The sequence below is a fragment of the Klebsiella pneumoniae genome (genome assembly GCF_000742135.1).
GTDB lineage: Bacteria > Pseudomonadota > Gammaproteobacteria > Enterobacterales > Enterobacteriaceae > Klebsiella > Klebsiella pneumoniae.
The window spans coordinates 3,235,650-3,256,918 of the sequence record NZ_KN046818.1; the positions used below are offsets into that span (position 1 = coordinate 3,235,650).

At 55.2% G+C, this 21,269-nt stretch carries 20 protein-coding genes and 1 other RNA gene; 9 read left to right on the top strand and 12 right to left on the bottom strand.

The window, feature by feature from the left end:
- Positions 1-38: 38 nt before the first annotated feature.
- Positions 39-902 (top strand): 16S rRNA (cytidine(1402)-2'-O)-methyltransferase, encoded by an 864-nt coding sequence (gene rsmI, locus DR88_RS10325; RefSeq protein WP_004144878.1) that lies wholly within the window; start codon positions 39-41, stop codon positions 900-902.
- Between the two features lie 114 nt (positions 903-1,016).
- Positions 1,017-1,907 (top strand): Fic family protein, encoded by an 891-nt coding sequence (locus DR88_RS10320; protein WP_004150941.1) that lies wholly within the window; start codon positions 1,017-1,019, stop codon positions 1,905-1,907.
- 34 nt (positions 1,908-1,941) lie between these two features.
- Here DR88_RS10320 and DR88_RS10315 read toward each other — a convergent pair whose 3' ends face one another.
- From DR88_RS10315 to DR88_RS10270, 10 genes are all read right to left on the bottom strand, one after another.
- Positions 1,942-2,715 (bottom strand): DeoR/GlpR family DNA-binding transcription regulator, encoded by a 774-nt coding sequence (locus tag DR88_RS10315; protein ID WP_002918124.1) that lies wholly within the window; start codon positions 2,713-2,715, stop codon positions 1,942-1,944.
- A gap of 110 nt (positions 2,716-2,825) precedes the next feature.
- Positions 2,826-3,869, bottom strand: a complete 1,044-nt coding sequence (gene gatD / locus DR88_RS10310; RefSeq protein ID WP_004149917.1) for a galactitol-1-phosphate 5-dehydrogenase — start codon at positions 3,867-3,869, stop codon at positions 2,826-2,828.
- Positions 3,870-3,918: 49 nt separating this feature from the next.
- On the bottom strand, positions 3,919-5,301 hold the full coding sequence (locus DR88_RS10305) for a galactitol-specific PTS transporter subunit IIC (RefSeq protein WP_002918121.1): 1,383 nt from the start codon (positions 5,299-5,301) through the stop codon (positions 3,919-3,921).
- 5 nt (positions 5,302-5,306) lie between these two features.
- Entirely contained in the window at positions 5,307-5,591 is a 285-nt protein-coding gene (gene gatB, locus DR88_RS10300) for a PTS galactitol transporter subunit IIB (RefSeq protein WP_002918119.1), read from the bottom strand.
- Positions 5,592-5,617: 26 nt separating this feature from the next.
- Complete coding sequence (gene gatA / locus DR88_RS10295; RefSeq protein ID WP_002918116.1) at positions 5,618-6,085, bottom strand: PTS galactitol transporter subunit IIA; 468 nt, start codon at positions 6,083-6,085, stop codon at positions 5,618-5,620.
- A gap of 14 nt (positions 6,086-6,099) precedes the next feature.
- Entirely contained in the window at positions 6,100-7,371 is a 1,272-nt protein-coding gene (gene gatZ, locus DR88_RS10290) for a tagatose-bisphosphate aldolase subunit GatZ (protein WP_002918071.1), read from the bottom strand.
- Positions 7,372-7,547: 176 nt separating this feature from the next.
- The gene (locus DR88_RS10285) at positions 7,548-8,363 is read right to left on the bottom strand and encodes an HPr family phosphocarrier protein (protein WP_002918068.1); all 816 of its coding nucleotides are present in this window, start codon (positions 8,361-8,363) and stop codon (positions 7,548-7,550) included.
- Between the two features lie 10 nt (positions 8,364-8,373).
- Positions 8,374-9,786, bottom strand: a complete 1,413-nt coding sequence (locus tag DR88_RS10280) for a PTS fructose transporter subunit IIC (protein ID WP_004149915.1) — start codon at positions 9,784-9,786, stop codon at positions 8,374-8,376.
- Positions 9,787-9,796: 10 nt separating this feature from the next.
- Positions 9,797-10,711, bottom strand: coding sequence for a D-tagatose-1-phosphate kinase (tagK, locus tag DR88_RS10275; protein WP_004149914.1), 915 nt, complete (start codon positions 10,709-10,711; stop codon positions 9,797-9,799).
- Positions 10,712-10,735: 24 nt separating this feature from the next.
- Positions 10,736-11,590, bottom strand: coding sequence for a tagatose bisphosphate family class II aldolase (locus tag DR88_RS10270; RefSeq protein WP_002917968.1), 855 nt, complete (start codon positions 11,588-11,590; stop codon positions 10,736-10,738).
- Between the two features lie 350 nt (positions 11,591-11,940).
- On the opposite strand from DR88_RS10270, the gene DR88_RS10265 reads away from it, so the two are divergent.
- Both DR88_RS10265 and DR88_RS10260 read left to right on the top strand, forming a co-directional pair.
- Positions 11,941-12,744 carry a DeoR/GlpR family DNA-binding transcription regulator gene (locus tag DR88_RS10265; protein ID WP_004218217.1) on the top strand — a complete coding sequence of 268 codons (804 nt, stop codon included), beginning with the start codon at positions 11,941-11,943 and terminating at the stop codon, positions 12,742-12,744.
- Positions 12,744-13,694 carry a sugar kinase gene (locus DR88_RS10260; protein WP_002917963.1) on the top strand — a complete coding sequence of 317 codons (951 nt, stop codon included), beginning with the start codon at positions 12,744-12,746 and terminating at the stop codon, positions 13,692-13,694. Before DR88_RS10265 ends, DR88_RS10260 begins: the two co-directional genes overlap by 1 nt.
- A gap of 54 nt (positions 13,695-13,748) precedes the next feature.
- Here DR88_RS10260 and garD read toward each other — a convergent pair whose 3' ends face one another.
- Positions 13,749-15,320: a galactarate dehydratase gene (gene garD, locus DR88_RS10255; protein ID WP_002917960.1), complete on the bottom strand. Its 1,572-nt coding sequence runs from the start codon at positions 15,318-15,320 to the stop codon at positions 13,749-13,751.
- A gap of 392 nt (positions 15,321-15,712) precedes the next feature.
- Here garD and DR88_RS10250 point away from each other — a divergent pair, with 392 nt between their 5' ends.
- The 5 genes from DR88_RS10250 to rnpB all read left to right on the top strand — a co-directional run bounded on the left by DR88_RS10250 (position 15,713) and on the right by rnpB (position 20,383).
- The gene (locus tag DR88_RS10250; protein ID WP_004149911.1) at positions 15,713-17,044 is read left to right on the top strand and encodes an MFS transporter; all 1,332 of its coding nucleotides are present in this window, start codon (positions 15,713-15,715) and stop codon (positions 17,042-17,044) included.
- A gap of 26 nt (positions 17,045-17,070) precedes the next feature.
- Positions 17,071-17,841, top strand: coding sequence for a 2-dehydro-3-deoxyglucarate aldolase (gene garL, locus DR88_RS10245; protein ID WP_016531009.1), 771 nt, complete (start codon positions 17,071-17,073; stop codon positions 17,839-17,841).
- A 26-nt stretch (positions 17,842-17,867) separates the two neighbouring features.
- Positions 17,868-18,758, top strand: coding sequence for a 2-hydroxy-3-oxopropionate reductase (gene garR / locus DR88_RS10240; protein ID WP_002917952.1), 891 nt, complete (start codon positions 17,868-17,870; stop codon positions 18,756-18,758).
- 64 nt (positions 18,759-18,822) lie between these two features.
- Positions 18,823-19,968 carry a glycerate 2-kinase gene (garK, locus tag DR88_RS10235; protein WP_004149910.1) on the top strand — a complete coding sequence of 382 codons (1,146 nt, stop codon included), beginning with the start codon at positions 18,823-18,825 and terminating at the stop codon, positions 19,966-19,968.
- A gap of 32 nt (positions 19,969-20,000) precedes the next feature.
- An RNA gene (rnpB, locus tag DR88_RS27315) (RNase P RNA component class A) lies at positions 20,001-20,383 on the top strand.
- A 229-nt stretch (positions 20,384-20,612) separates the two neighbouring features.
- Here the strand turns inward: rnpB and DR88_RS10230 are convergent.
- Positions 20,613-21,077 carry an OB-fold putative lipoprotein gene (locus DR88_RS10230; protein WP_025861546.1) on the bottom strand — a complete coding sequence of 155 codons (465 nt, stop codon included), beginning with the start codon at positions 21,075-21,077 and terminating at the stop codon, positions 20,613-20,615.
- Positions 21,078-21,269: the final 192 nt, after the last annotated feature.

A 21,269-nucleotide genomic window follows, 5' to 3' on the forward strand; every position in this document is an offset into this window, starting at 1 on the left:
TCAATGCTCAATATTAAATCGGCAATACGGACGAGACAATGAAACAACACGAATCAGCGGATAATTCTCAGGGGCAGCTCTATATTGTGCCCACTCCGATAGGAAATCTGTCTGATATCACGCAGCGTGCACTGGAAGTGCTGCAAGCCGTTGATTTAATTGCAGCGGAAGATACCCGTCATACCGGTTTGCTGCTGCAACATTTTGCGATAAACGCCCGTTTGTTTGCGCTTCACGACCATAACGAGCAGCAAAAGGCGGAAACCCTGCTTGCCAAACTGAAAGAAGGGCAAAACATCGCGCTGGTTTCCGATGCCGGCACGCCGCTGATTAACGATCCTGGTTACCATCTGGTGCGCACCTGCCGCGAAGCGAATATTCGCGTGGTGCCGCTGCCGGGCCCCTGTGCGGCTATCGCCGCCCTGAGCGCCGCCGGCCTGCCTTCCGACCGTTTCTGTTATGAAGGCTTCCTGCCGGCGAAATCGAAAGGCCGCCGCGATACCCTGAAAGCGCTGGAAGAAGAGCCGCGCACCCTTATCTTCTATGAGTCGACCCACCGTCTGGTGGAGAGCCTGGAGGATATCTGCGCGGTACTGGGAGAATCCCGCTATGTGGTGCTGGCTCGTGAGCTGACCAAAACCTGGGAGTCGATCCATGGCGCGCCGATTGGTGAGCTGGTGGCGTGGGTGAAAGAAGATGAAAACCGTCGCAAAGGCGAGATGGTGCTGATCGTCGAAGGTTTCAAGGCTCAGGAAGAGGCGCTGCCGGCGGCCGCGCTGCGTACTCTGGCGCTGCTGCAGGCGGAGCTGCCGCTGAAGAAAGCCGCCGCGCTGGCCGCGGAAATCCACGGCGTGAAGAAAAATGCGTTGTATAAGTACGCCCTGGAGCAGCAGGGGGAGTAAACGATGAGCCGTTACCAACCGCCGTTTAGCATCACACCCTCGGTCCTCAACCTTGTCGTTGAGATTGGGGAATTGCTTGGGCATTGGTCGGCGAAACGTGGACAAGCATCGCCGTTGCTGCGTAAAGAAAACCGCATTCGTACTATTCAGGCGTCACTCGCGATTGAACATAATAGCCTGAGCATGGAACAGGTAACGGCGCTGCTGGAAGGCAAACGGGTTCTGGCGCCGGCTAAGGATATTCAGGAAGTGAGAAATGCCATTCGTGCTTATGAATTAATGCCCGGATGGCATGCGGCAAACATTAGCGATCTTCTGACGGCGCATAAAACGCTGATGACCGGGCTGGTTGATCGTCCAGGCGCTTTACGTGGCGGAAACGTCGGCATTTATCGCGGTACGCAGGTGATACATATGGCTCCGCCTGCTGCCCAGGTCCCAAGATTGATCGCTGATTTACTCAGTTGGCTGGAACACACCGAGCTACATCCTTTAATTGCCAGTTCAGTTTTTCACTACGAGTTTGAGTTCATTCACCCTTTCGCTGATGGCAATGGTCGGATGGGGCGTTTATGGCAGACGTTGATTCTAAGCCAGTGGCGTCAGGAATTGGCCTGGCTGCCGGTTGAAACGCTGATCCACCATCAGCAAGAACGTTATTACGACATTTTAGGTGCTTGTGATAAAACCAGTGATTGCACGCTATTCGTGACCTGGATGTTGCAAAATATCCTGGCGGCGCTGAAAGAAGGTCTGGAAACTTCATTCATCGTGTCGGAAGAAATGTCGGAAGAAATGTCGGAAGAAATCGACGTCAAATTAGCCCCACCGGAAAACGCAATTTTGCGTTTGCTAACCGAAAAGCCGGAATTAACGGCGAGAGCGCTGGCGGAGATCTTGGGGATATCAGCACGTACGGTTGAGCGTCATCTGCAAGGGCTACAGGCGAAAGGGAGATTGATTCGCATAGGCGCCAAAAAAGGTGGAAGCTGGCTGGTTAAGTAGAACCAGCCGCCATGATGTTCCACTCAGCGTGCAATTACACTATCTTCAGTTCCACCTTTTTGCTGCTTAACGCTGCACGGTCATTTTCACTAATGCCGTCGTCGGTGATCACGCAGTCTATCTTTTCCATCGGCAGTACCTGGTTAAAGCCCCGGCGATTGAATTTGCTGGCGTCGAGCACGGCGATCACCTGATGCGCGGCGGCGGCCATCACGCTGCTGATGGAGTAGCCTTCGTTAAAGGTGGTGATGCCATTGGTGGCGTCGATACCGTCGGCGCCGACAAACATCAAATCGGCGCAAATACCTTGCAGCGAACGTTCGGCAATCGTGCCGTGCATCGAATGCGTTTTGTGCCGCACGGTACCGCCGCACACCACCAGGGTGATATCTTTATTTTCTGCCAGAGTAAACGCGGCGGGCAGGCTGTTGGTGATGACGGTGATATTGGTCATCCGTACTAATGCTTCGGCGATAAGAAGAGTGGTGCTACCGCTATCGAGGATCACCGTCATACCTTCACGGATCATCGCTGCCGCGGCATGGGCGATGCGCTTTTTGGGATCGCTGGCAAGCTGATAGCGGTCTTCAAGCACCACTTCCTGATTCTCGGCGTCGGTCAGGTCGCTACCCGCACGGGCGGCGCCGCCGTGAAAACGGGTTAACAGTCCTTTTTCTTCCAGTAAGCGGAGATCGGCGCGGATCGTTACCTCAGAGATGCCAAAGAGATTCGAAAGGTCTAGAACCAATACGCTACCCTGCGTATTCACCATATCGACAATTTTGTTCCTTCGTTCAAATGAGTTCATCTTGATTTGCCTGATAATTAACTCATCTCAGTGTAATCGAAGGGTAACGAAAGGTGAACGATAATTTTCGAAAGGTTGGATGAGCCAGCGCTGATGGCTGGCTCGGGCGGTCAAGAGAGTTTGAGCAGGATTTTGCCTTGCATTGGCGCGCCGTTGAGCGCCTGCACTGCACGAGCGAAGCTTTCTGCGTCGCCACGATGGGCGATCAGCGGCGCCAGCTGCAGGCGTTTTTCAGTCAGCAGACGGGTGGCCGTTTGCCACTCTTCTCCCGGCCACGGGCCAGAGTAGTTCATCCAGCTACCCACAATATTCAACTCCTTACGCAGAATCTGCCCGAAGGTGGCTGCCGGGAGGGTTAAATCGTGATGAAGCGTGCCAACCAACGCCAGCTGCGCCCGCGGACCGGCGGCCTCAATCGCCAGCGCGACGGTCTGCGGCGTACCGGCGGTCTCGAGGACTAACTGGTCGAACTGAATGGATTCCAGCGCCTGCTGAATCGCCTGGCCGCTCATCTCGCGACTGTTGAACACATGGGTTGCGCCAAGGGTTTTGGCCAGCTCCAGCTTCTGCGGATTGATATCGATCGCCGTGACGCTGTTGGCGCCCAGTTCGCGGGCGCACTGTAGCGCCAGCAGGCCGATGGTGCCGGCGCCGATAATAATCACGTTTTTACCTTCACAGCCCTGCGCCAGATGAAAAGCGTGCAGGCCAACGGTTATCGGTTCTATAAACGCGCCATCATCAATTGGCATCTGGTCCGGCAGGCGGAACAGGTTGGCGCGCTTTACCACCACATATTCGGCGTTGCCGCCTTCGCTGCGTGAGCCGACGAACTGATACTGTTTACATAAAGAGAAATACTCGCGCTGGCATTGCGGGCACTGGAAGCAAGGCAGCAGCGGCACGCAGGCGACGGCATCGCCGGGCTGCAGGTCGGTTACCGCCGCGCCGTAGGATTCCACATAACCGCTGAATTCGTGCCCCAGCGTAATAGGGTAGTAATGCGCCCCTTTGGCGAAAATGCGCGGGATATCGGAGCCGCATAACCCGGAACTGACCACTTTGACCAGGACATCGTTTTCCGTTTGCAGCGTGGGGATAGGGCGTTCTTCAACGCAGACGTTCCCCTCAGCATGGATTACCACTGATTTCATAACATTCTCCAGCTATAAGATTCAGGGGAGCGAACGCTCCCCTTTTAGATCAAGACATGCCTGTACTTTGTTGCGGGGCAGCGCTTTTTTCTGCTTTTTCCGCGGCGATGAAGCCGCGAGCGCGACGCCAGGTCAGTAGAACGCCGGCCAGATAGATGATGCCGATGACCGCGAAGCCAACCACATTTTGCCAGGTAAAGAGCTGGATCAGCAGCCAGGTAATCGGCGAACCACCCTGGTCCATTGAGGCCACCATGCCGCCGGCTTTCAGGGCCCCGGCGTTTGCCGCCAGCTGGGTGTGCAGGCCAATGGTCTGGGTGGCGATCCACAGGGTGATTCCCATAATGATGACCCCGGAAATCAACGTGCGGAACAGATTGCCCTGATGTACAGCCACTGCCATCGCTACGAAGAAGCCGATGGTGGCCAGGTCACCAAATGGCAGAACCTGGTTGCCAGGGACCACGACGGCGATAAGAATGGTCAGCGGGATGAAAATCAGGCTGGCCGAGACTACCGAGGTATGACCGAGCAGCAGCGCCGGATCGAGACCAATCAGGAATTCCTGGCCGCCGAATTTAGCCTGCAGACGTTTACGCGCCTGTTTGGCTATCGGGGTGAGGCCATCCATAATCGGTTTGATCACCCGGGGCATCAGCAGCATCACCGCTGCGGTTTTCACCGCCAGCTGAAGAATGCCCTTCAGGTCGTAACCCGCCAGCGCGCCAATCACCAGCCCCATGACGAAGCCAACGGTAACCGGTTCACCGAAGGGGCCGAAGCGTTTCTGAATGTCATCGGCGCTAAAGTGAATACGGTTAAGACCGGGGATCTTGTCGATGATGGTATCCACGAGGACGGCAACTGGCCCTAAATACGCCGAACTGCCGTGCGGGATCGCAATACCCTCGAGGCCGAAGAAATCGCGGGTATCTTTGGCAAACCAATCGCCCAGCTTATACACAAAAGCAGCATGCACCACCACGCCGAGAATACCTATCCAGTACGACCCGGTCGCGATATGCAGCATTGCGCCGGTAAAGGTCATATGCCAGATGTTCCAGATATCAACATTCACCACGCGGGTCATACGGGTAACCAGCATCACGATATTGACCGCGATGGCCACCGGGATCGCCACCAGGGCGATTTGCGACGCCCAGGTCATCGGTGATGAACCCGGCCAACCGATGTCGATCACGTGAAGATTAATCTGGAAATGCTCCGCCATCGCCTTTGCCGCCGGGCCGATGGAGTCGAGCATCAGGCCAATGACCAGCCCGATGCCGACAAACCCGATCCCGATATGTAGACCGGATTTAAAACAATCCCCGAGCTTCATCCCCAGTAATTTGGAGAAGATAATGATCACGATCGGCAGCATCACCGTCGGACCGAGATCGAGGATATAACGCATGATTTCGCTAAACATGGCGTTTACTCCGCGAGGATGCCGAGGATTTTCTGTTGTAAGGCTTCAATGCCGACGCCCGAGACGAATGGCATGCCGTGCACCACCGGAATGTCGCCGAAGGTCCGCTCCACGCGCGCAGTGGTGCAGATCAGGTCCGCCCCGTCCATGTAGGTTTCGATTTCATTGACCCGGCACTGCACCAAATCCAGTTCAATATTGTGGTCTGCACACAGCTCTTTAATCTCTTCTGCCGCCATCGTGGAGGTGGCGACGGCACCGCCGCAGGCGACGATAACTTTACGTTTCATAGGGTACCCCTTTTATTATCAGTATCTTATGAAGCCACGGCGCTAAGCTCGGGCTCAAGGATTAATTGCTGGAACCGCACCGGCAGCCGATCGTCGGAAGCGGCGAGCAGTGCCTCCAGCGTGTGCGGATTTTGTAGCTCACTAAATAACCGGCGCAGCAGCTTCAGCTGTGCCGCCGGGTTTTCAACAATCAGCGCGATGATGAGCGAAACGTCGATTTCGCCGTCGTCGTCAGCGCGCTGAAAAGAGACCGGCATGTCCGGACGTATCAGGTAAATGGCCGGTGATTTCGCGTGGATCGCTTCGCAGTGCGGGATAGCGACAGCATGCTTCTCCAGGGCGATGCCGGTGGGAAAAGTCGCTTCGCGTTCGAGCAGGGCGGCGGGATAGCTGTCATGTACGACGCCTCGCGCCAGCATCTCTGCGCCAATGTGTTCCAGTGCCTGCTGACTGGAACTGAAATGAATGCCGGTACGAACAAACAGTTGACTCATATATCCTCTTAACTTCACGCGGTTTCAGAAGAACAGCCGTAGCGATAGGCACGCAGGACATCCTGGATTTTGTCGAGGATCAGCGCGTGCGGCTCGGCGTTCAGTTCATTCAGCGACAGTCGTTCAAACTGCACCGGCATATACTGGCTGATAAGCCCCAGCGGTAGCTTAGCGTCGGTCAGATTAGCGATAAGTTTCTCAACGCTCTGGCGAATACGCGGATGCGGCCAGTAGTAACGGATACGGTCGGAAAGGCTGAAGTGGATATCGACCATCGCCTGGCTCCAGGTGGGGCGATAGTATTTTTTCCAGTAGCCGGGTTCGTTAAGCATCACTTCGTCGATCACCTCCATCACGCGACTGCGAGACTCCGGGGCGATCAGCTCATTTTCCATTTGGGCGAGGGCAAAGATGGCTTCACGCAGGGCAAAGGTGAGCGCCGGGCCTACTTTCAGAATGGCGAAGTGGTCGCGGACCAGCGCACGATAAGCCTGGCGGGTTTGGTAGTCGGTAGAGTGCGCTTCGTAGACCATCGGGGTGCTTTCGATCCAGGCGGAGAGCGCTTTCGCTTCCTGCGGCTGGTAATGAATGATTTGCGTATGGTCGAACTCCACGCCGGGCTGCACGACGATGGCGATAACTCGCTCCAGTGCGGCGTCGAGCCCCAGCTTACGGAAGGCGGCTTCATGGGTTTCGAGCGTCGCGGCGGCATCCTGCGCCCGGGTGACATGTACGCTGCCGATGGTGCTGGCCTCGCCGCCGGGAACCGGAACTTCGGTCCCGATGACGTAGGTCAGGTGGCGCTTTTGCTCATCGCTGGCGGTCTCTTCGGCAGCCTGACACAGGCGAGCGGCGCGCTCAGCAACCACACCAGGATCCAGCGGCACCGGATCGTCAGCACAGGACATTGACGCATCGAGATGGATTTTACTAAAGCCGGCGGCGACGTAGGCTTTGATCAGGTCGATTGATTTTTCCATCGCCACGGCGGCCGGTTCGTCTTGCCAGCAGTTCGGTCCAAGATGGTCGCCGCCAAGAATAATGCGCTCCGCCGGAAAACCGACGGTACGCGCGATGTTGTAGACGAAGTCGCGGAAATCGGCCGGCTGCATGCCGGTGTAGCCACCAAACTGATTCACCTGGTTGGACGTCGCTTCGATCAGCACCTTATTGTTGGTCGACAGGTCGAAACGTAACGCCGCTTCGATAACCAGCGGATGCGCCGAACATACTGAACAGATGCCGATATGTTCGCCTGACTTATGGCGAGTGATAATGTCTTTCATTTACAACCTCCGTTTTCTTTCGAATATATTCGTTATGTTTTGTTTTGGTCGCAAATGGCTTTGTTTTGATTTGTGATCTGCATCGATAAATAGTGTTGTAACGCAGTGAAAGGTAACGTCTTTCGAGACAAAAACGCCCTGACCAGGAAGACAGGGCGTTTTTAATTAATTGAAAATTAACTAAATATTCGGGATAGCCAGCTGCGCTTCGTTTTGACGGCTTCCTGGGAGACCTGCTGCGGCTGGGCGGCAATTTCGCCGAGACCGGCGTTAAAAGCGTCACCAATGGCTTTTAACGCCTGCTGCGCATCGTTGCCGCTGGCCATAAAGTGCAGACGATGACCCTGTTTGGCGCCCAGCGATACGACGCGCATCAGATTCTTGGCATCAACAATGGCGGAGCGCGTATCAAGGTTTTCGACCCGGATTTGCGATCGCCACTGCTTTACGGCTTTCACCAGCACCGCGCTGGGACGGGCATGTAGCCCGTGCGGATTACGCAGGGTAAAGGTGGCCTCTTCGTCAAATTGCGGCGCGGGTTGTGGTTCTTCGCCTGCTGGCAGAGGAATGTCGCCGGCGAGAATTTCCAGCACCGCCTGGGGGGTATCAGCGCGCGTCAGCGCCTCAGGTACTCGATCATCGCCCAGAGCATGGGTGAGCTGGCGCAAAATATCGAGATGCTCATTGTCCTGAGCCGCGATACCGACAATCAGATAGGCGGTTTGCTCCTCACCCCAGTCAACCCCCTGCGGACAAGCCAGCACCTTAACGCCCGTTTTAAGCACTGCGTCGCGACTGTGCGGCGTACCGTGGGGAATGGCAATGCCGTTGCCCAGATAGGTGCTGATTTGCCCCTCGCGCTCGCGCATGCCTTGTAGATAGTCTGCCCGCGTATGTCCGGCATGGGTCAGGGCTGCAACGACACGCTGTAGCGCCTCGTCTTTTGTTTTGACCTGACGATCGAAACAAATATCGGCAGAAGTCAGTTGCATAGCTTGCTCCTTATTTCATGGCGCCAGCAAGAGCTGTCGCTTTGTCAGTGCGTTTTTGCCACAGCCGCCAGCATCCCAGCATAAGTGCCCCGCAGGCGGAACCGGCGAGAATGCACAGCACCCACATCAACGGTTTACTGACCAGCGGCAGGATTAAGAAGCCGCCGTGCGGTGCCGGAACCTGAATATGCAGGCTGTAGCTGAGTACCGCAGAAATTGAGGAGGCGATCATCATCATCGGGATCACCCGCAGCGGATCCTTGGCGGCAAAGGGAATCGCACCTTCGGTAATGTGCGTACAGCCGAGGATATAGTTGACCATCCCGGCGGCGCGTTCCTCCTCGCTAAAGCCTTTCGGAAAGAACGTGGTCGCCAGAGCGATGACCAGCGGCGGCGTGATGCAGGCGGCAGATACACCGGCCATAAAAAAGTAGTTACCTTGACCCAGCAGCAACGTACCGGTGACATAGGCCGCTTTGTTGACCGGCCCGCCGAAGTCGAAGGAGCACATTGCGCCTACCACGATCCCCAGCAGGATCGGGTTGGCTTCCTGTAAAGAGCTGAGCCAGTTCATCATGCCATTGTTGATCGCTGCCACCGGCTGGCCGAGCAGGACCATCATCACGCCGATCACCAGGACGCCGATCAGCGGCATAATAAAGATCGACTTCAGCCCTTCGTACTGGCGCGGCAGACCGTCGAGCAGATGACGGATCAGCAGCATAAAATACCCGGCGGCAAAACCGGCGATGATCCCACCGAGGAATCCGGCGCCGGTGGCGTTCGCCAGCAGACCGCCGACAAAACCGGCAACCATGCCAGGGCGGCCAGATATCGACCAGGCAATGTAGGCGGTAAACACCGGCACCATGATCGAGAACGCCTGCTGACCGACTTTCATCAGCGTGGCGGCAATCACGTTATACTGCGGTGAATTCGGGTCGGCGGAGTAGATACCCCATAAGAAAGAAACAGCGATTAAGATCCCGCCGGCGACAACGAACGGTAGCATGTTGGAAACGCCGCTCATCAGATGTTTGTAAATCTGTCGGCCGAACGATTCTCGCTCATATTTCTCGTCTGGATCCGTTGCCGCGGAGAATCCCTGACGACGCGGCGCCTGACCGTTAACGACTTTATTAATTAATTCCGCCGGATGGTGAATGGCTTCTTTAACCGGCACCTCAATAACCGGTAAACCATTAAAACGTTCGGCATTAACATCTTTATCGGCAGCGATAATCACGCCATAAATATCCTTCAGGTCTTCCGGCGTAATGGCGTTTTCTACGCCGGAAGCGCCATTGGTTTCGACTTTTATTTCAACATTTAATTTTTTCGCTGCGGTTTTTAAGGCCTCTTCAGCCATAAATGTATGAGCAATACCTGTAGGGCAGCCGGTCACGGCAATAATTTTTTTCATAATCGGACCTTTATAATTGGACGATCTGAAGTTGTTGTAATAATTCTTGCGTACGGTTTAATTTACCCAGCCCGGCGGAGGCGGCCACATCAGCGCCGGTGGCGCTGGCCAGCGCCAGGGCCTGGGGAATATCGTCTGTGTTAAGCCAATGGCTGAGGAATGCACCCAGCGCGGCATCGCCGGCGCAGGCCGAGCTGACCAGTTCGATTTTCGGTGCCGAGCAGAACCACAGTTGCGCGCCGTTCGAAAAATAGAGCCCTTGCGCGCCAAGGGTCAGCAGAACATTGCGAGCCCCGAGCTGGTGGAGCGTTTGTATTGCTTCTCGTACCCGCCGGGGGCTGCTGACATCCAGACCAAAGATCTCTTTCAGCTCGTCGTCATTGGGTTTAATCAATAGTGGACGCCACTCTAACAGCTGGCGCAGCACCGGGTGGCTGATATCTAAGATGACTTCACACCCTTTCTGCTGGCACAGCACCAGAATCTCGCTATAGAACCGGCTCTCTATTCCCGGTGGCAGACTGCCGCTGATAACTAAATAATCACCGGGCGCGACGCACTGTAAATGGTGAAGAATTTGTTCTTTTCCTTCATCGTCAATCCGCGCGCCGGGATTTACCAGTTTGTATTCATCACTGCCGTCGTTAATAAATATATTTATACGGGTCGGTTCAGCGACCCATGCCGGTGTGACATTAATATGCTGTTTGCGTAGTTCCTCAACGATATAGCGGCCGGTAAAACCGCCGAATATGCCCATGACATGGGTTGGCTGCTGGTAATGATGTAATACCAGCGAGACGTTAACCCCTTTACCATTCGGGCAATATTCCGTTTGCCGGGTGCGGTTGACTGCCGCCGGCTGGAGCGGATCGCAAAAGATATTCATATCGATCGCGGTATTCAGTGTCAGGGTGTGGATCACAACAAGGCTCCTTCGATCCGCTGATTACAGTTGTCCTTCGCAGCCACAAACGTGAATGACTTTGCGAACGACCTCTTTCATTGCCGCTTTCGCCGGTTTCATATAGTGACGAGGATCGTTGGCGCCCGGATTTTCCAGGAAGTAGGCTTTCAGCGCATCCGAGAAAGCGATTTTTAGTTCGGTGGCGACGTTGACTTTGCATACGCCCAGAGAAATGGCGCGACGAATATCACTATCCGGCAGGCCGGAAGCGCCATGCAGAACCAGCGGAACGTCAACGCAGTCGCGAATAGCCGCCAGGCGCTCAAAATCAAGCTTCGGTTCGGCGGTGTAAAGGCCGTGCGCGGTACCGATGGCGACGGCCAGCGAATCAATACCGGTACGAGCGACAAATTCGCGGGCCTGTTCGGGGTTGGTATAGAGCGCATCTTTAGCATCGACCACCAGATCGTCTTCAACTCCGCCCAGACGGCCCAGCTCGGCTTCAACGCTGGCATCATAGCGGTGGCTCAACTCCACCACGCTTTTTACCAGTGCCACATTCTCCTCGAACGGTGAGTGAGAGCCATCGATCATGACCGAGCGGATCCCTGCCTGCACTTTGCGCGTGATATCAGCCAGATCCTCGTGATGATCGAGGTGCAGGGCGAGCGGGAGATCCCACTTTTTTGCCAGATCGCGGGCGATCGCCACCACGTTGCCGGTGCCGGCATAGCTGTAGGTACCGGGGGTGCCGGCAAGGATCAAGGGGGAGCGCAACTCAGCCGCCGTTTCAACAACGACCTGCATGGTTTCGAGGTTATGGATATTGAAAGCCGGCACGGCATAACTCTGTCGCTGAGCTTTTAATAGCATGTTTTTACTGGAAATGATGTACATTTTAGTCCTCTGTTTTCATCTTGTAAGTTATTTTTGGTTAATAACCTTCAGTTTGAAAGTAATGTAACGATCGTCTCGCCTTTTAGGTGTGATCCACCGCACACAATGATGAATTGATTTTTAAAATGAAAGTTAATAGTATTTATAAGGTTTCTTTTTTAAAGTTTAAGTTGGTAAGGTGCCAATTTGTAACTACATGATTAATATCGATTTGCTGATTGATGGCGGGATAGGGCTACAGCCGCGGTTTGACATTGCAAGAGGGAAATTTAAAAATGAAAGTTATTCCAGGAGAAAATAATAAGGCATAAACCGTGGCAAAACCGTCAACCAGCTTGCTGAAAAGGCGCTTGGACATCGCAGAGATCGTTCGTAAGAACGGCGAGATCAAAGTCGACGATCTGGCAGAAATGCTGGCTGTTTCCGGGGTGACAATCCGTAACGATCTCAACTACCTCGAGCAGCAGGGCTACTTGAAACGCTCTTTTGGCGGGGCGATTTATACCGCCCAGGCTGGCGCGCCGGTTGCGATGACCCGAGAAGCGCCTGCCGTCAGAGATAAAGCGCTGGAGACGGAAATGGCTCGCCAGGTGGCGGCGCAGATAGAAAATGGCGAAACGCTGTTTCTAGGCCAGGGTTCCATTTTGCGTAAAGTGATCCCCTTTCTGGCCAACAGAGAAGAGCTTTGCCTGCTATTAAATGATCTGGGCCACGTCGCGCTGGCGCAGGAGTTTTTAAATGGGGAAACCGTTCTGCTTGGCGGGGTGTTGTCCGGTCAGGGGCGGATTGTGGAGGGCGAACTGGCGCTGAAGGCGTTGGGTCATTACCGCCCTTCACGTGCGCTGATAGCGGTGGACCACATTGCTGAAGACGGCACGCTAAGCGTGCGTAACGAGGTTACGGCACATTTGTTAAGCGAAGCGGTGGCCCAGAGTAAACGAGTCATTGCGATTGTCGCTTCCCGGCCGGTCTATGGCGAGAAACGTTATGCTGTGGGTGAATTACAGCAGATCAGCAGCGTCGTGACCCCTCAGGTCGTCGCGGCAGAGTACCATGCCTGCTTCCTCGCCGCGGGTTTGACCAACAGCTATACCAACAATGAATGCCTGACATGGCTCAACACGGCTTTGCATAAGACAAACCAGGAGCGGTGATGAACGTAACCATTTGCACCATCGGCGAGCTGCTGGTGGAGTTTCTCGCCAAGGAAGAGAATCAGGGGTTTTCCCGTCCCGGTGAATTTTGGGGGCCCTATCCCAGCGGGGCGCCGGCAATATTTGCCGATCAGGTGGCAAAGCTGGGTTTCGGCTCCGTGTTGTTTAGCTGTGTGGGCAACGACGCATTTGGCGAGATGAATATTGCGCGGCTGGAGAAAGACGGCGTCAACGTCAACGGCATCGCTATGCTGCAGAAAGCGACTACCGGTAGCGCCTTCGTCAGCTATCGTAGCCAGGCGCAGCGCGATTTTATTTTTAATATGCCTAACAGCGCCTGCGGTCTGCTGACTGCCGACCACATTGACGAAGCGTTGCTAAATCAGTGTCAGCATTTTCATATTATGGGGTCATCGCTATTCTCGTTCCGTATTATCGATGCGATGCGTAAAGCGATTGAAAACATTAAAGGCCGCAGCGGCACAGTATCGTTCGACCCAAATATTCGCAAAGAGATGCTGAACATCCCGGAGATGTCGCAGGCCTTTGAATATATCCTCGACTACACCGATATCTTCCTGCCGAGCGATGGCGAGCTGGATTACTTTGGTCTCAATCCGGAACGCAATGAGCAGGTCCTGGTTGATAAGCTACTGAAACGCGGCGTGAAGCATGTGGTGATTAAACGCGGGCCGCGTGGCGCAAGCTACTTTAGCGCCAACGAGACGCACCATGTCGCCGGCTTCAGCGTGCCGGTGGTGGATCCGACTGGTGCCGGGGATTGCTTTGGCGCCACTTTTGTTAGTCTGTTCCTCAATGGCGCCACGCCCCGGGAGGCGCTGAGATGGGCAAACGCCAGCGGCTCGCTGGCGATTAGCCAACGCGGCCCCATGGAAGGCACCTCGACGCAGGCGGAGATCAGCGCTTTTCTTGCCGCCCAGCATCCCTAACCAACAAGCCCGGATAGATCCGGGCTAAAAGTGGTTAAATCCTTACGCTCTCGATCAGGTTACCGGCGCCGGGTTAAATACCGCCAGCTGGTTGTGCAGGCCCCATTGATCGGAGAAGGTTTTTTTGCGTCCGCTGGCGACGTCGAGAATAAATTCGAACAGCTTCCGCCCGACATCCTCAATCGTCTCTTCGCCAGTGGCGATGGTCCCGGCGTTAATGTCCATTAAGTCATACCAGCGGTTGGCCAGCTCGGTACGGGTCGCCATTTTTATCACCGGTACCGCCATCAGTCCGTACGGCGTACCGCGACCGGTGGTGAATACCTGCACCGTGATGCCAGAGGCTACCTGCTGGGTGCCGCAGACAAAATCGCTGGCGGGGGTTGCGGCGTAAATGAGGCCGCGTTTGGTCGGACGCTGCCCCGGAGAGAGCACCTCAACGATGGCGCTTTTCCCTGATTTGGCAATCGACCCCAGCGCTTTTTCCACCACGTTGGCCAGACCGCCTTTCTTGTTGCCGGGGGAGGGGTTAGCGCTGCGGTCGGTTTTGCCCATATCAAGATAGTTATCGTACCAGGCCATCTCTTCCAGCAGACGTTTACCGACCTCTTCGTTAATCGCCCGCGGGGTCAACAGATGAATGGCGTCGCGTACTTCGGTCACTTCCGAGAACATCACCGTCGCGCCGCAGCGCACCAGCAGGTCGGACGCGTAACCTACCGCCGGGTTGGCGGTCACGCCTGAAAAGGCGTCGCTGCCGCCGCACTGCATCCCGACCACCAGCTCAGAGGCCGGGCAGGTTTCCCGCTGGCGCTGGTTCAGTTTCGCCAGGTGGCGCTCGGCGACCTGCAGAATGTCATCGACCATCGATTTAAAACCAACATGCTTTTCATCCTGCAGGCTGACGATGCTGGCGCTGTCCACCGGGATACTTTTGACGTCTTCCGTGCCCTGCAGCAGGCGTTCCGGCTGCAGCTTCTCACAGCCGAGGCCAATGACCATCACCTCGCCGCCGAAGTTTGGGTTGAGGGCGATATTATGAATGGTGCGAATCGGCACTACCGCCGCCGGCGCATTAATCGCCACGCCGCAGCCGTAGAGATGATTCAGGCCCACCACGCCATCGACGTTGGGATAGTTTGGCAGCAGGTCGCGTTCAATGATTTTCACCACGTAATCGACCACGCCAGCGACGCAGTGCACGCTGGTGGTAATACCCAGCAGATTCTTGGTACCCACGCTGCCGTCAGCATTGCGGTAGCCTTCGAAGGTGTAACCTTCCAGCGGCGGTAGCGGTTCAGGCACTTTAGTGGCCAGCGGCAGGGTATTCAGCGGCGGGGCGGTGGGCAGCTCCACCAGCGACTCGTCAATCCAGCTTCCCTGCGGGATATCGCGTACGGCATAGCCAATGACTTCGCCGTAGCGGATGATTTCACCATGGGCGGGGATATCCACCAGGGCAACTTTGTGACCCTGCGGGATATGCTCGACGAGCGTCAGGCCGTCCGGGAAACGCGTTCCGGCGGTTAAGCCGCGATCGTTGACAATAATCGCCACATTATCTGTCGGGTCAACTTTAATATAAAACGCGGTCGGCGATTGTTGTCGAATTGCAATGTCAGCCATTGTCCAGTCATCTCCAAACAGGTGCTAATAATAAAATAAAACGCTAATTCATTTGCTACGTATCAGTATGATGGAATAAAGGATGTCAGCTGAGTTGATTTTAAAATGTGATCGGCATCACTCCTTTTTATAACGCTAACCTCTGCAGGGCAGGCAATCGTAAGAAGTGTGGGTTAGCGCCCATGACTTATGGCATAAGCACAATTATGGCTTTAAATAATAACTTTATATTGTGGGTATGCATAGTGTCTGGCGGGGGCGTGCTGATTATACTGAGTCATGTTTTTGAGGTAATCGATATGCGAATAGACAATTTCAATATCGTCTTTTAAATAAATCAGAAACCACTTAAAACAATTATAAAAGGTGTTCTGTGCCCGAGGAATGTCTAAATGATTTTGGATTCTACATTAGATGAAAAAAAAGGAATACCGACCCGCTATTTAATTCTGTTGATGATATTTGTGGTGACGGCAGTGAACTATGGCGACCGCGCGACCTTGTCTATCGCCGGTACTGAAGTCGCGAAAGAGCTGGGGCTCAGCGCGGTGTCGATGGGATACATTTTTTCCGCCTTCGGCTGGGCTTATCTGCTGATGCAGATCCCTGGCGGCTGGCTGCTGGATAAATTTGGCTCGAAAAAGGTTTATTCATACAGTCTGTTTTTCTGGTCACTGTTTACCTTCCTGCAAGGCTTTATTGATGTGTTCCCGCTCGCCTGGGCCGGGGTCTCCATGTTCTTTATGCGTTTTATGCTGGGCTTTTCCGAAGCGCCCTCGTTTCCCGCCAACGCCCGCATTGTGGCGGCCTGGTTTCCGGCCAAAGAGCGGGGTACGGCTTCAGCTATCTTTAATGCCGCTCAGTACTTCTCGCTGGCTCTGTTCTCGCCGCTGCTCGGCTGGCTGACCTTCGCGCTGGGCTGGGAACATGTCTTTACCGTGATGGGGATAATAGGGTTTGTGCTCACCATCATCTGGGTGAAGTTTGTGCATAACCCCACCGATCATCCGCGAATGTCCGCCGCGGAGCTGAAATATATCTCAGAAGGCGGCGCAGTGGTCGATATGGACCATAAAAAAGAGGCCACCCCGGCGGCCGGGCCGAAGATGGACTATATCCGCCAGTTGCTGACTAACCGAATGATGTTAGGCGTATTTTTCGGTCAGTATTTCCTGAATACCATTACATGGTTCTTCCTGACGTGGTTTCCGATCTACCTCGTGCAGGACAAGGGAATGTCGATTCTGAAAGTGGGGTTTGTGGCTTCGATTCCGGCGCTGTTTGGCTTTGCTGGCGGCGTACTGGGCGGGCTGTTTTCGGATTATCTGATTGGCCGCGGCTGCACGCTGACTTTTGCGCGTAAGCTGCCCATTGTGCTGGGAATGCTGCTGGCGTCGTCCATCATCCTGTGTAACTACACGGCCAGCACGCCGCTGGTCATTACGCTGATGGCGCTGGCGTTCTTTGGCAAAGGCTTTGGCGCGCTGGGCTGGCCGGTCATCTCGGATGTCGCGCCGAAGGAGATTGTTGGCCTGTGCGGCGGGGTATTCAACGTCTTTGGCAATGTGGCCTCGATCGCCACGCCGCTGGTTATTGGCTACATCGTGAGCGAACTGCACTCATTTAATGGCGCACTGATTTTTGTTGGCGGCTCCGCGCTGATGATGATGGTCTGCTACCTGTTTGTGGTTGGCGATATCAAACGTATGGAATTGCAGAAGTAAGCAACGATTAACGCAAGGTAAAAATCATGGATAACGCAATTTTTCCGAACAAATTTAAGGCCGCGCTGGCGGCGCATCAGGTGCAGATTGGCTGCTGGTGCGCTTTGGCTAACCCGATTAGCACCGAGGTGCTGGGTCTGGCGGGGTTCGACTGGCTGGTGCTGGACGCGGAACACGCGCCAAACGACGTCACCACGCTCATTCCGCAGCTGATGGCCCTGAAAGGTAGCTCCAGCGCGCAGGTAGTCCGTGTGCCGACCAATGAACCCATCATCATCAAGCGCATGCTGGACATCGGCTTCTATAACTTCCTGGTGCCGTTTGTCGAGACGGCTGAACAGGCGGCGCAGGCGGTGGCTTCGACCCGTTATCCGCCGGAAGGGATCCGCGGGGTCTCCGTTTCCCACCGCGGCAATATGTTTGGCACCGTGCCGGACTACTTCGCCCAGTCCAACAAGAACATTTCCATTCTGGTGCAGATTGAGAGCCAGACCGGAGTGGACAACGTCGAGGCGATTGCCGCGACCGAGGGCGTGGACGGTGTGTTTGTCGGCCCGAGCGACCTGGCCGCCGCCTTAGGCCATTTGGGCAATGCCGCCCATCCTGAGGTGCAGCGCGCTATCCAGTATATCTTCGCCAGCGCGAAGAAGCACGGTAAGCCAAGCGGCATTCTGGCGCCAGTGGAAGCCGATGCGCGCCGCTATCTGGAATGGGGCGCGACCTTCGTCGCCGTTGGCAGCGATCTGGGCGTCTTCCGTTCTGCAACCCAGAAACTTGCCGACGCGTTTAAAAAATAATCACCAGGATGAAGAGAGAGAACATTATGACAATCAAAGTAGGTTTTATCGGTCTTGGCATTATGGGCAAACCGATGAGCAAAAATTTGCTGAAAGCGGGTTACTCGCTGGTGGTGTCTGACCGTAACCCGGAAGCGATTGCCGACGTGATCGCCGCTGGCGCTGAGACCGCGACGACGCCGAAAGCGATTGCCGAACAGTGCGAGGTGATCATCACCATGCTGCCGAACTCTCCGCATGTTAAAGAGGTGGCGCTGGGTGAAAACGGCATTATTGAAGGGGCGAAACCGGGCACCGTGGTGATCGATATGAGCTCCATTGCGCCGCTGGCGAGTCGGGAAATCAGCGAAGCGCTGAAAGCCAAAGGTATTGATATGCTTGATGCGCCGGTGAGCGGCGGCGAACCGAAAGCCATCGACGGCACGCTGTCGGTCATGGTCGGCGGCGATAAAGCGATCTTCGATAAATACTACGATCTGATGAAAGCGATGGCCGGCTCTGTAGTGCATACCGGCGATATTGGCGCGGGCAACGTCACCAAACTGGCTAACCAGGTGATTGTCGCGCTGAACATCGCGGCGATGTCTGAAGCGCTGACCCTGGCGACTAAAGCCGGCGTCAATCCGGATCTGGTTTATCAGGCTATTCGCGGCGGTCTGGCGGGCAGTACCGTGCTGGATGCGAAAGCCCCGATGGTGATGGACCGTAACTTCAAACCGGGTTTCCGTATCGACCTGCATATTAAAGATCTGGCCAATGCGTTGGATACCTCACACGGCGTGGGCGCCCAACTGCCGCTGACGGCGGCGGTGATGGAGATGATGCAGGCGCTGCGCGCGGACGGTCTCGGCACTGCAGACCATAGCGCGCTGGCGTGCTATTACGAAAAACTGGCGAAAGTGGAAGTCACTCGCTAACAAGAAGGGCGCCCTGCGCGCCCTGTTATGCTTGCCTTGCGCGGCACTGTCAGGCTACAAAATTATGAAAATCGTCATTGCCCCAGACTCTTACAAAGAAAGCCTTTCTGCCAGCGAGGTAGCTCAGGCGATAGAAAAAGGATTTCGGGAAATTTTCCCTGATGCACAGTATGTTTCCCTGCCCGTCGCCGACGGCGGCGAGGGGACGGTGGAAGCCATGATTGCCGCCACGCAGGGAAAGGAACATTTCGCGTGGGTAACGGGTCCGCTGGGTGAGAGAGTGAAGGCCTGCTGGGGCATGTCCGGCGACGGCGTCACCGCGTTTATTGAGATGGCGGCAGCCAGCGGTCTGGGGCTCGTTCCGCCCGACAAACGTAACCCGCTCATCACCACTTCACGGGGTACCGGGGAGCTAATATTACAGGCGCTGGAGCATGGTGCGGAACGGATCATTATCGGCATCGGCGGTAGTGCGACCAACGACGGTGGGGCGGGTATGATGCAGGCGCTAGGCGCCCGCCTCTGTGACGCCGAGGGACAAGAGATCGGCCATGGCGGGGGCAGTTTGAGCCGTCTGAGCCGGATCGATCTTTCCGCCATCGATCCGCGCTTACGTGACAGGATGATCCACGTGGCCTGCGATGTTACCAATCCGCTGGTAGGCGAGCGTGGGGCGTCGCGGATCTTTGGCCCACAGAAAGGGGCGACCGAGGCGATGATCGTCGAGCTGGATCGTAATCTGGCGCATTATGCCGACGTCATTAAGACGTCGCTGCAGGTGGACGTGAAGTCGATCCCCGGCGCGGGAGCGGCCGGCGGCATGGGTGCGGCGCTGATGGCCTTTCTCAATGCGGAGCTGCGCAGCGGGATTGAGATCGTTACCGAGGCGCTGAAGCTGGAAGAACAAATCCATGACTGCTCACTGGTGGTCACCGGGGAAGGGCGGCTCGATAGCCAGTCTGTTCACGGTAAGGTGCCGGTGGGGGTGGCCCGGGTGGCGAAGAAATACCGTAAGCCGGTGATCGGTATTGCTGGCAGCCTGACTCACGATGTCGGCGTGGTTCACCAGCACGGTATCGATGCCGTATTCAGCGTGTTAACTTCCGTTTCGACGCTGGAAGAGGCATTTCGCGGGGCGTTTGATAATATTTACCGCGCGTCGCGTAATATTGCTGCCACCCTGCAGGTTGGGATGACCACTGAGGGATGACAACGGGCGGTAAACCCTCTATACTGCGCGCCGAAGCTGACCAGACAGTCGCCGCTTCGTCGTCGTCCTCCTTCGGGGGGAGACGGGCGGAGGGGAGGAAAGTCCGGGCTCCATAGGGCAAGGTGCCAGGTAACGCCTGGGGGGTGTCACAGCCCACGACCAGTGCAACAGAGAGCAAACCGCCGATGGCCCGCGCAAGCGGGATCAGGTAAGGGTGAAAGGGTGCGGTAAGAGCGCACCGCGCGGCTGGTAACAGTCCGCGGCACGGTAAACTCCACCCGGAGCAAGGCCAAATAGGGGTTCATAAGGTACGGCCCGTACTGAACCCGGGTAGGCTGCTTGAGCCAGTGAGCGATTGCTGGCCTAGATGAATGACTGTCCACGACAGAACCCGGCTTATCGGTCAGTTTCACCTTTTACGCAAAAACCCCGCTCCGGCGGGGTTTTTGCTATTCGAATAGCGGAGAAAGGATGAATGACTGTCCACGACGCTATACCAAAAGAACGCGGCTTATCGGTCAGTTTCACCTTTTTTATGTCAAAACCCCGCTCCGGCGGGGTTTTTGCTATCTGAACCCGTGACGCGGATGAATGGCTGTCCACGACGCTATACCAAAAGAAGGCGGCTTATCGGTCAGCTACCGTTATTTAACCACCTTAGGATTCTGTAGCGTCGGGATCGTGGAATCTTGCACCTGATGAACCTGGCCGACGATCGTGGCGACGCTGCCGTTGCTTAAAGCCTCTACGTCTGCCCTGTTATGCGAGCCAAAATTAAAGGTAAGACGTTTATCCGTTTTATTCTGTTCATCTCGCATGGTCACGATAAAATAGTAGCTGCCGGCGATACCGCTCTTCCGACGAATGTCGACAATCACCCCGCGTACCTTGACCCATTTACCCAGATAATCGCTGCTGGCCTTCGCCGGGTTGAGAGTAAACGGCTGCAGGAACTGAGCCACTGAATACGTCTGCATCGAAGCGACGGCGTCATCTCCGGGTTGAAATAATTTGTCTCCCGCGGAATAAAAGGCTTTAGAAGCCAGGCCGCAGCCGCTTAACAGCGAGATGACAAAAACCAGCGGTAATACGCGAAAACGTAATAACATCTCAATCTCCTTATCTATTTTTAAATGATATCCTTGATGCGCTGGATAACGTAATATGCGCTAATTAAATTAAAGGAAAAGTCACCACTGTCAAATATTTTGCTTGCTGTTGAAATTAAAATAAAACCTGGTGATGTTAGGGCGTCAACTATATAAGTTAACACGGTATTCATATTTTATATGTTTTAGTGA

Coding starts and splice junctions, on each gene's coding strand:
- DR88_RS10315 (WP_002918124.1), bottom strand. CDS start 2,715: ATGAACTCATTTGAACGAAGGAACAAAATTGTCGATATGGTGAATACG.
- DR88_RS10270 (WP_002917968.1), bottom strand. CDS start 11,590: ATGTACATCATTTCCAGTAAAAACATGCTATTAAAAGCTCAGCGACAG.
- gatZ (WP_002918071.1), bottom strand. CDS start 7,371: ATGAAAGACATTATCACTCGCCATAAGTCAGGCGAACATATCGGCATC.
- gatD (WP_004149917.1), bottom strand. CDS start 3,869: ATGAAATCAGTGGTAATCCATGCTGAGGGGAACGTCTGCGTTGAAGAA.
- gatB (WP_002918119.1), bottom strand. CDS start 5,591: ATGAAACGTAAAGTTATCGTCGCCTGCGGCGGTGCCGTCGCCACCTCC.
- DR88_RS10250 (WP_004149911.1), top strand. CDS start 15,713: ATGATTTTGGATTCTACATTAGATGAAAAAAAAGGAATACCGACCCGC.
- DR88_RS10285 (WP_002918068.1), bottom strand. CDS start 8,363: ATGCAACTGACTTCTGCCGATATTTGTTTCGATCGTCAGGTCAAAACA.
- gatA (WP_002918116.1), bottom strand. CDS start 6,085: ATGAGTCAACTGTTTGTTCGTACCGGCATTCATTTCAGTTCCAGTCAG.
- garK (WP_004149910.1), top strand. CDS start 18,823: ATGAAAATCGTCATTGCCCCAGACTCTTACAAAGAAAGCCTTTCTGCC.
- DR88_RS10230 (WP_025861546.1), bottom strand. CDS start 21,077: ATGTTATTACGTTTTCGCGTATTACCGCTGGTTTTTGTCATCTCGCTG.
- DR88_RS10305 (WP_002918121.1), bottom strand. CDS start 5,301: ATGTTTAGCGAAATCATGCGTTATATCCTCGATCTCGGTCCGACGGTG.
- garL (WP_016531009.1), top strand. CDS start 17,071: ATGGATAACGCAATTTTTCCGAACAAATTTAAGGCCGCGCTGGCGGCG.
- garD (WP_002917960.1), bottom strand. CDS start 15,320: ATGGCTGACATTGCAATTCGACAACAATCGCCGACCGCGTTTTATATT.
- DR88_RS10260 (WP_002917963.1), top strand. CDS start 12,744: ATGAACGTAACCATTTGCACCATCGGCGAGCTGCTGGTGGAGTTTCTC.
- garR (WP_002917952.1), top strand. CDS start 17,868: ATGACAATCAAAGTAGGTTTTATCGGTCTTGGCATTATGGGCAAACCG.
- DR88_RS10280 (WP_004149915.1), bottom strand. CDS start 9,786: ATGAAAAAAATTATTGCCGTGACCGGCTGCCCTACAGGTATTGCTCAT.
- rsmI (WP_004144878.1), top strand. CDS start 39: ATGAAACAACACGAATCAGCGGATAATTCTCAGGGGCAGCTCTATATT.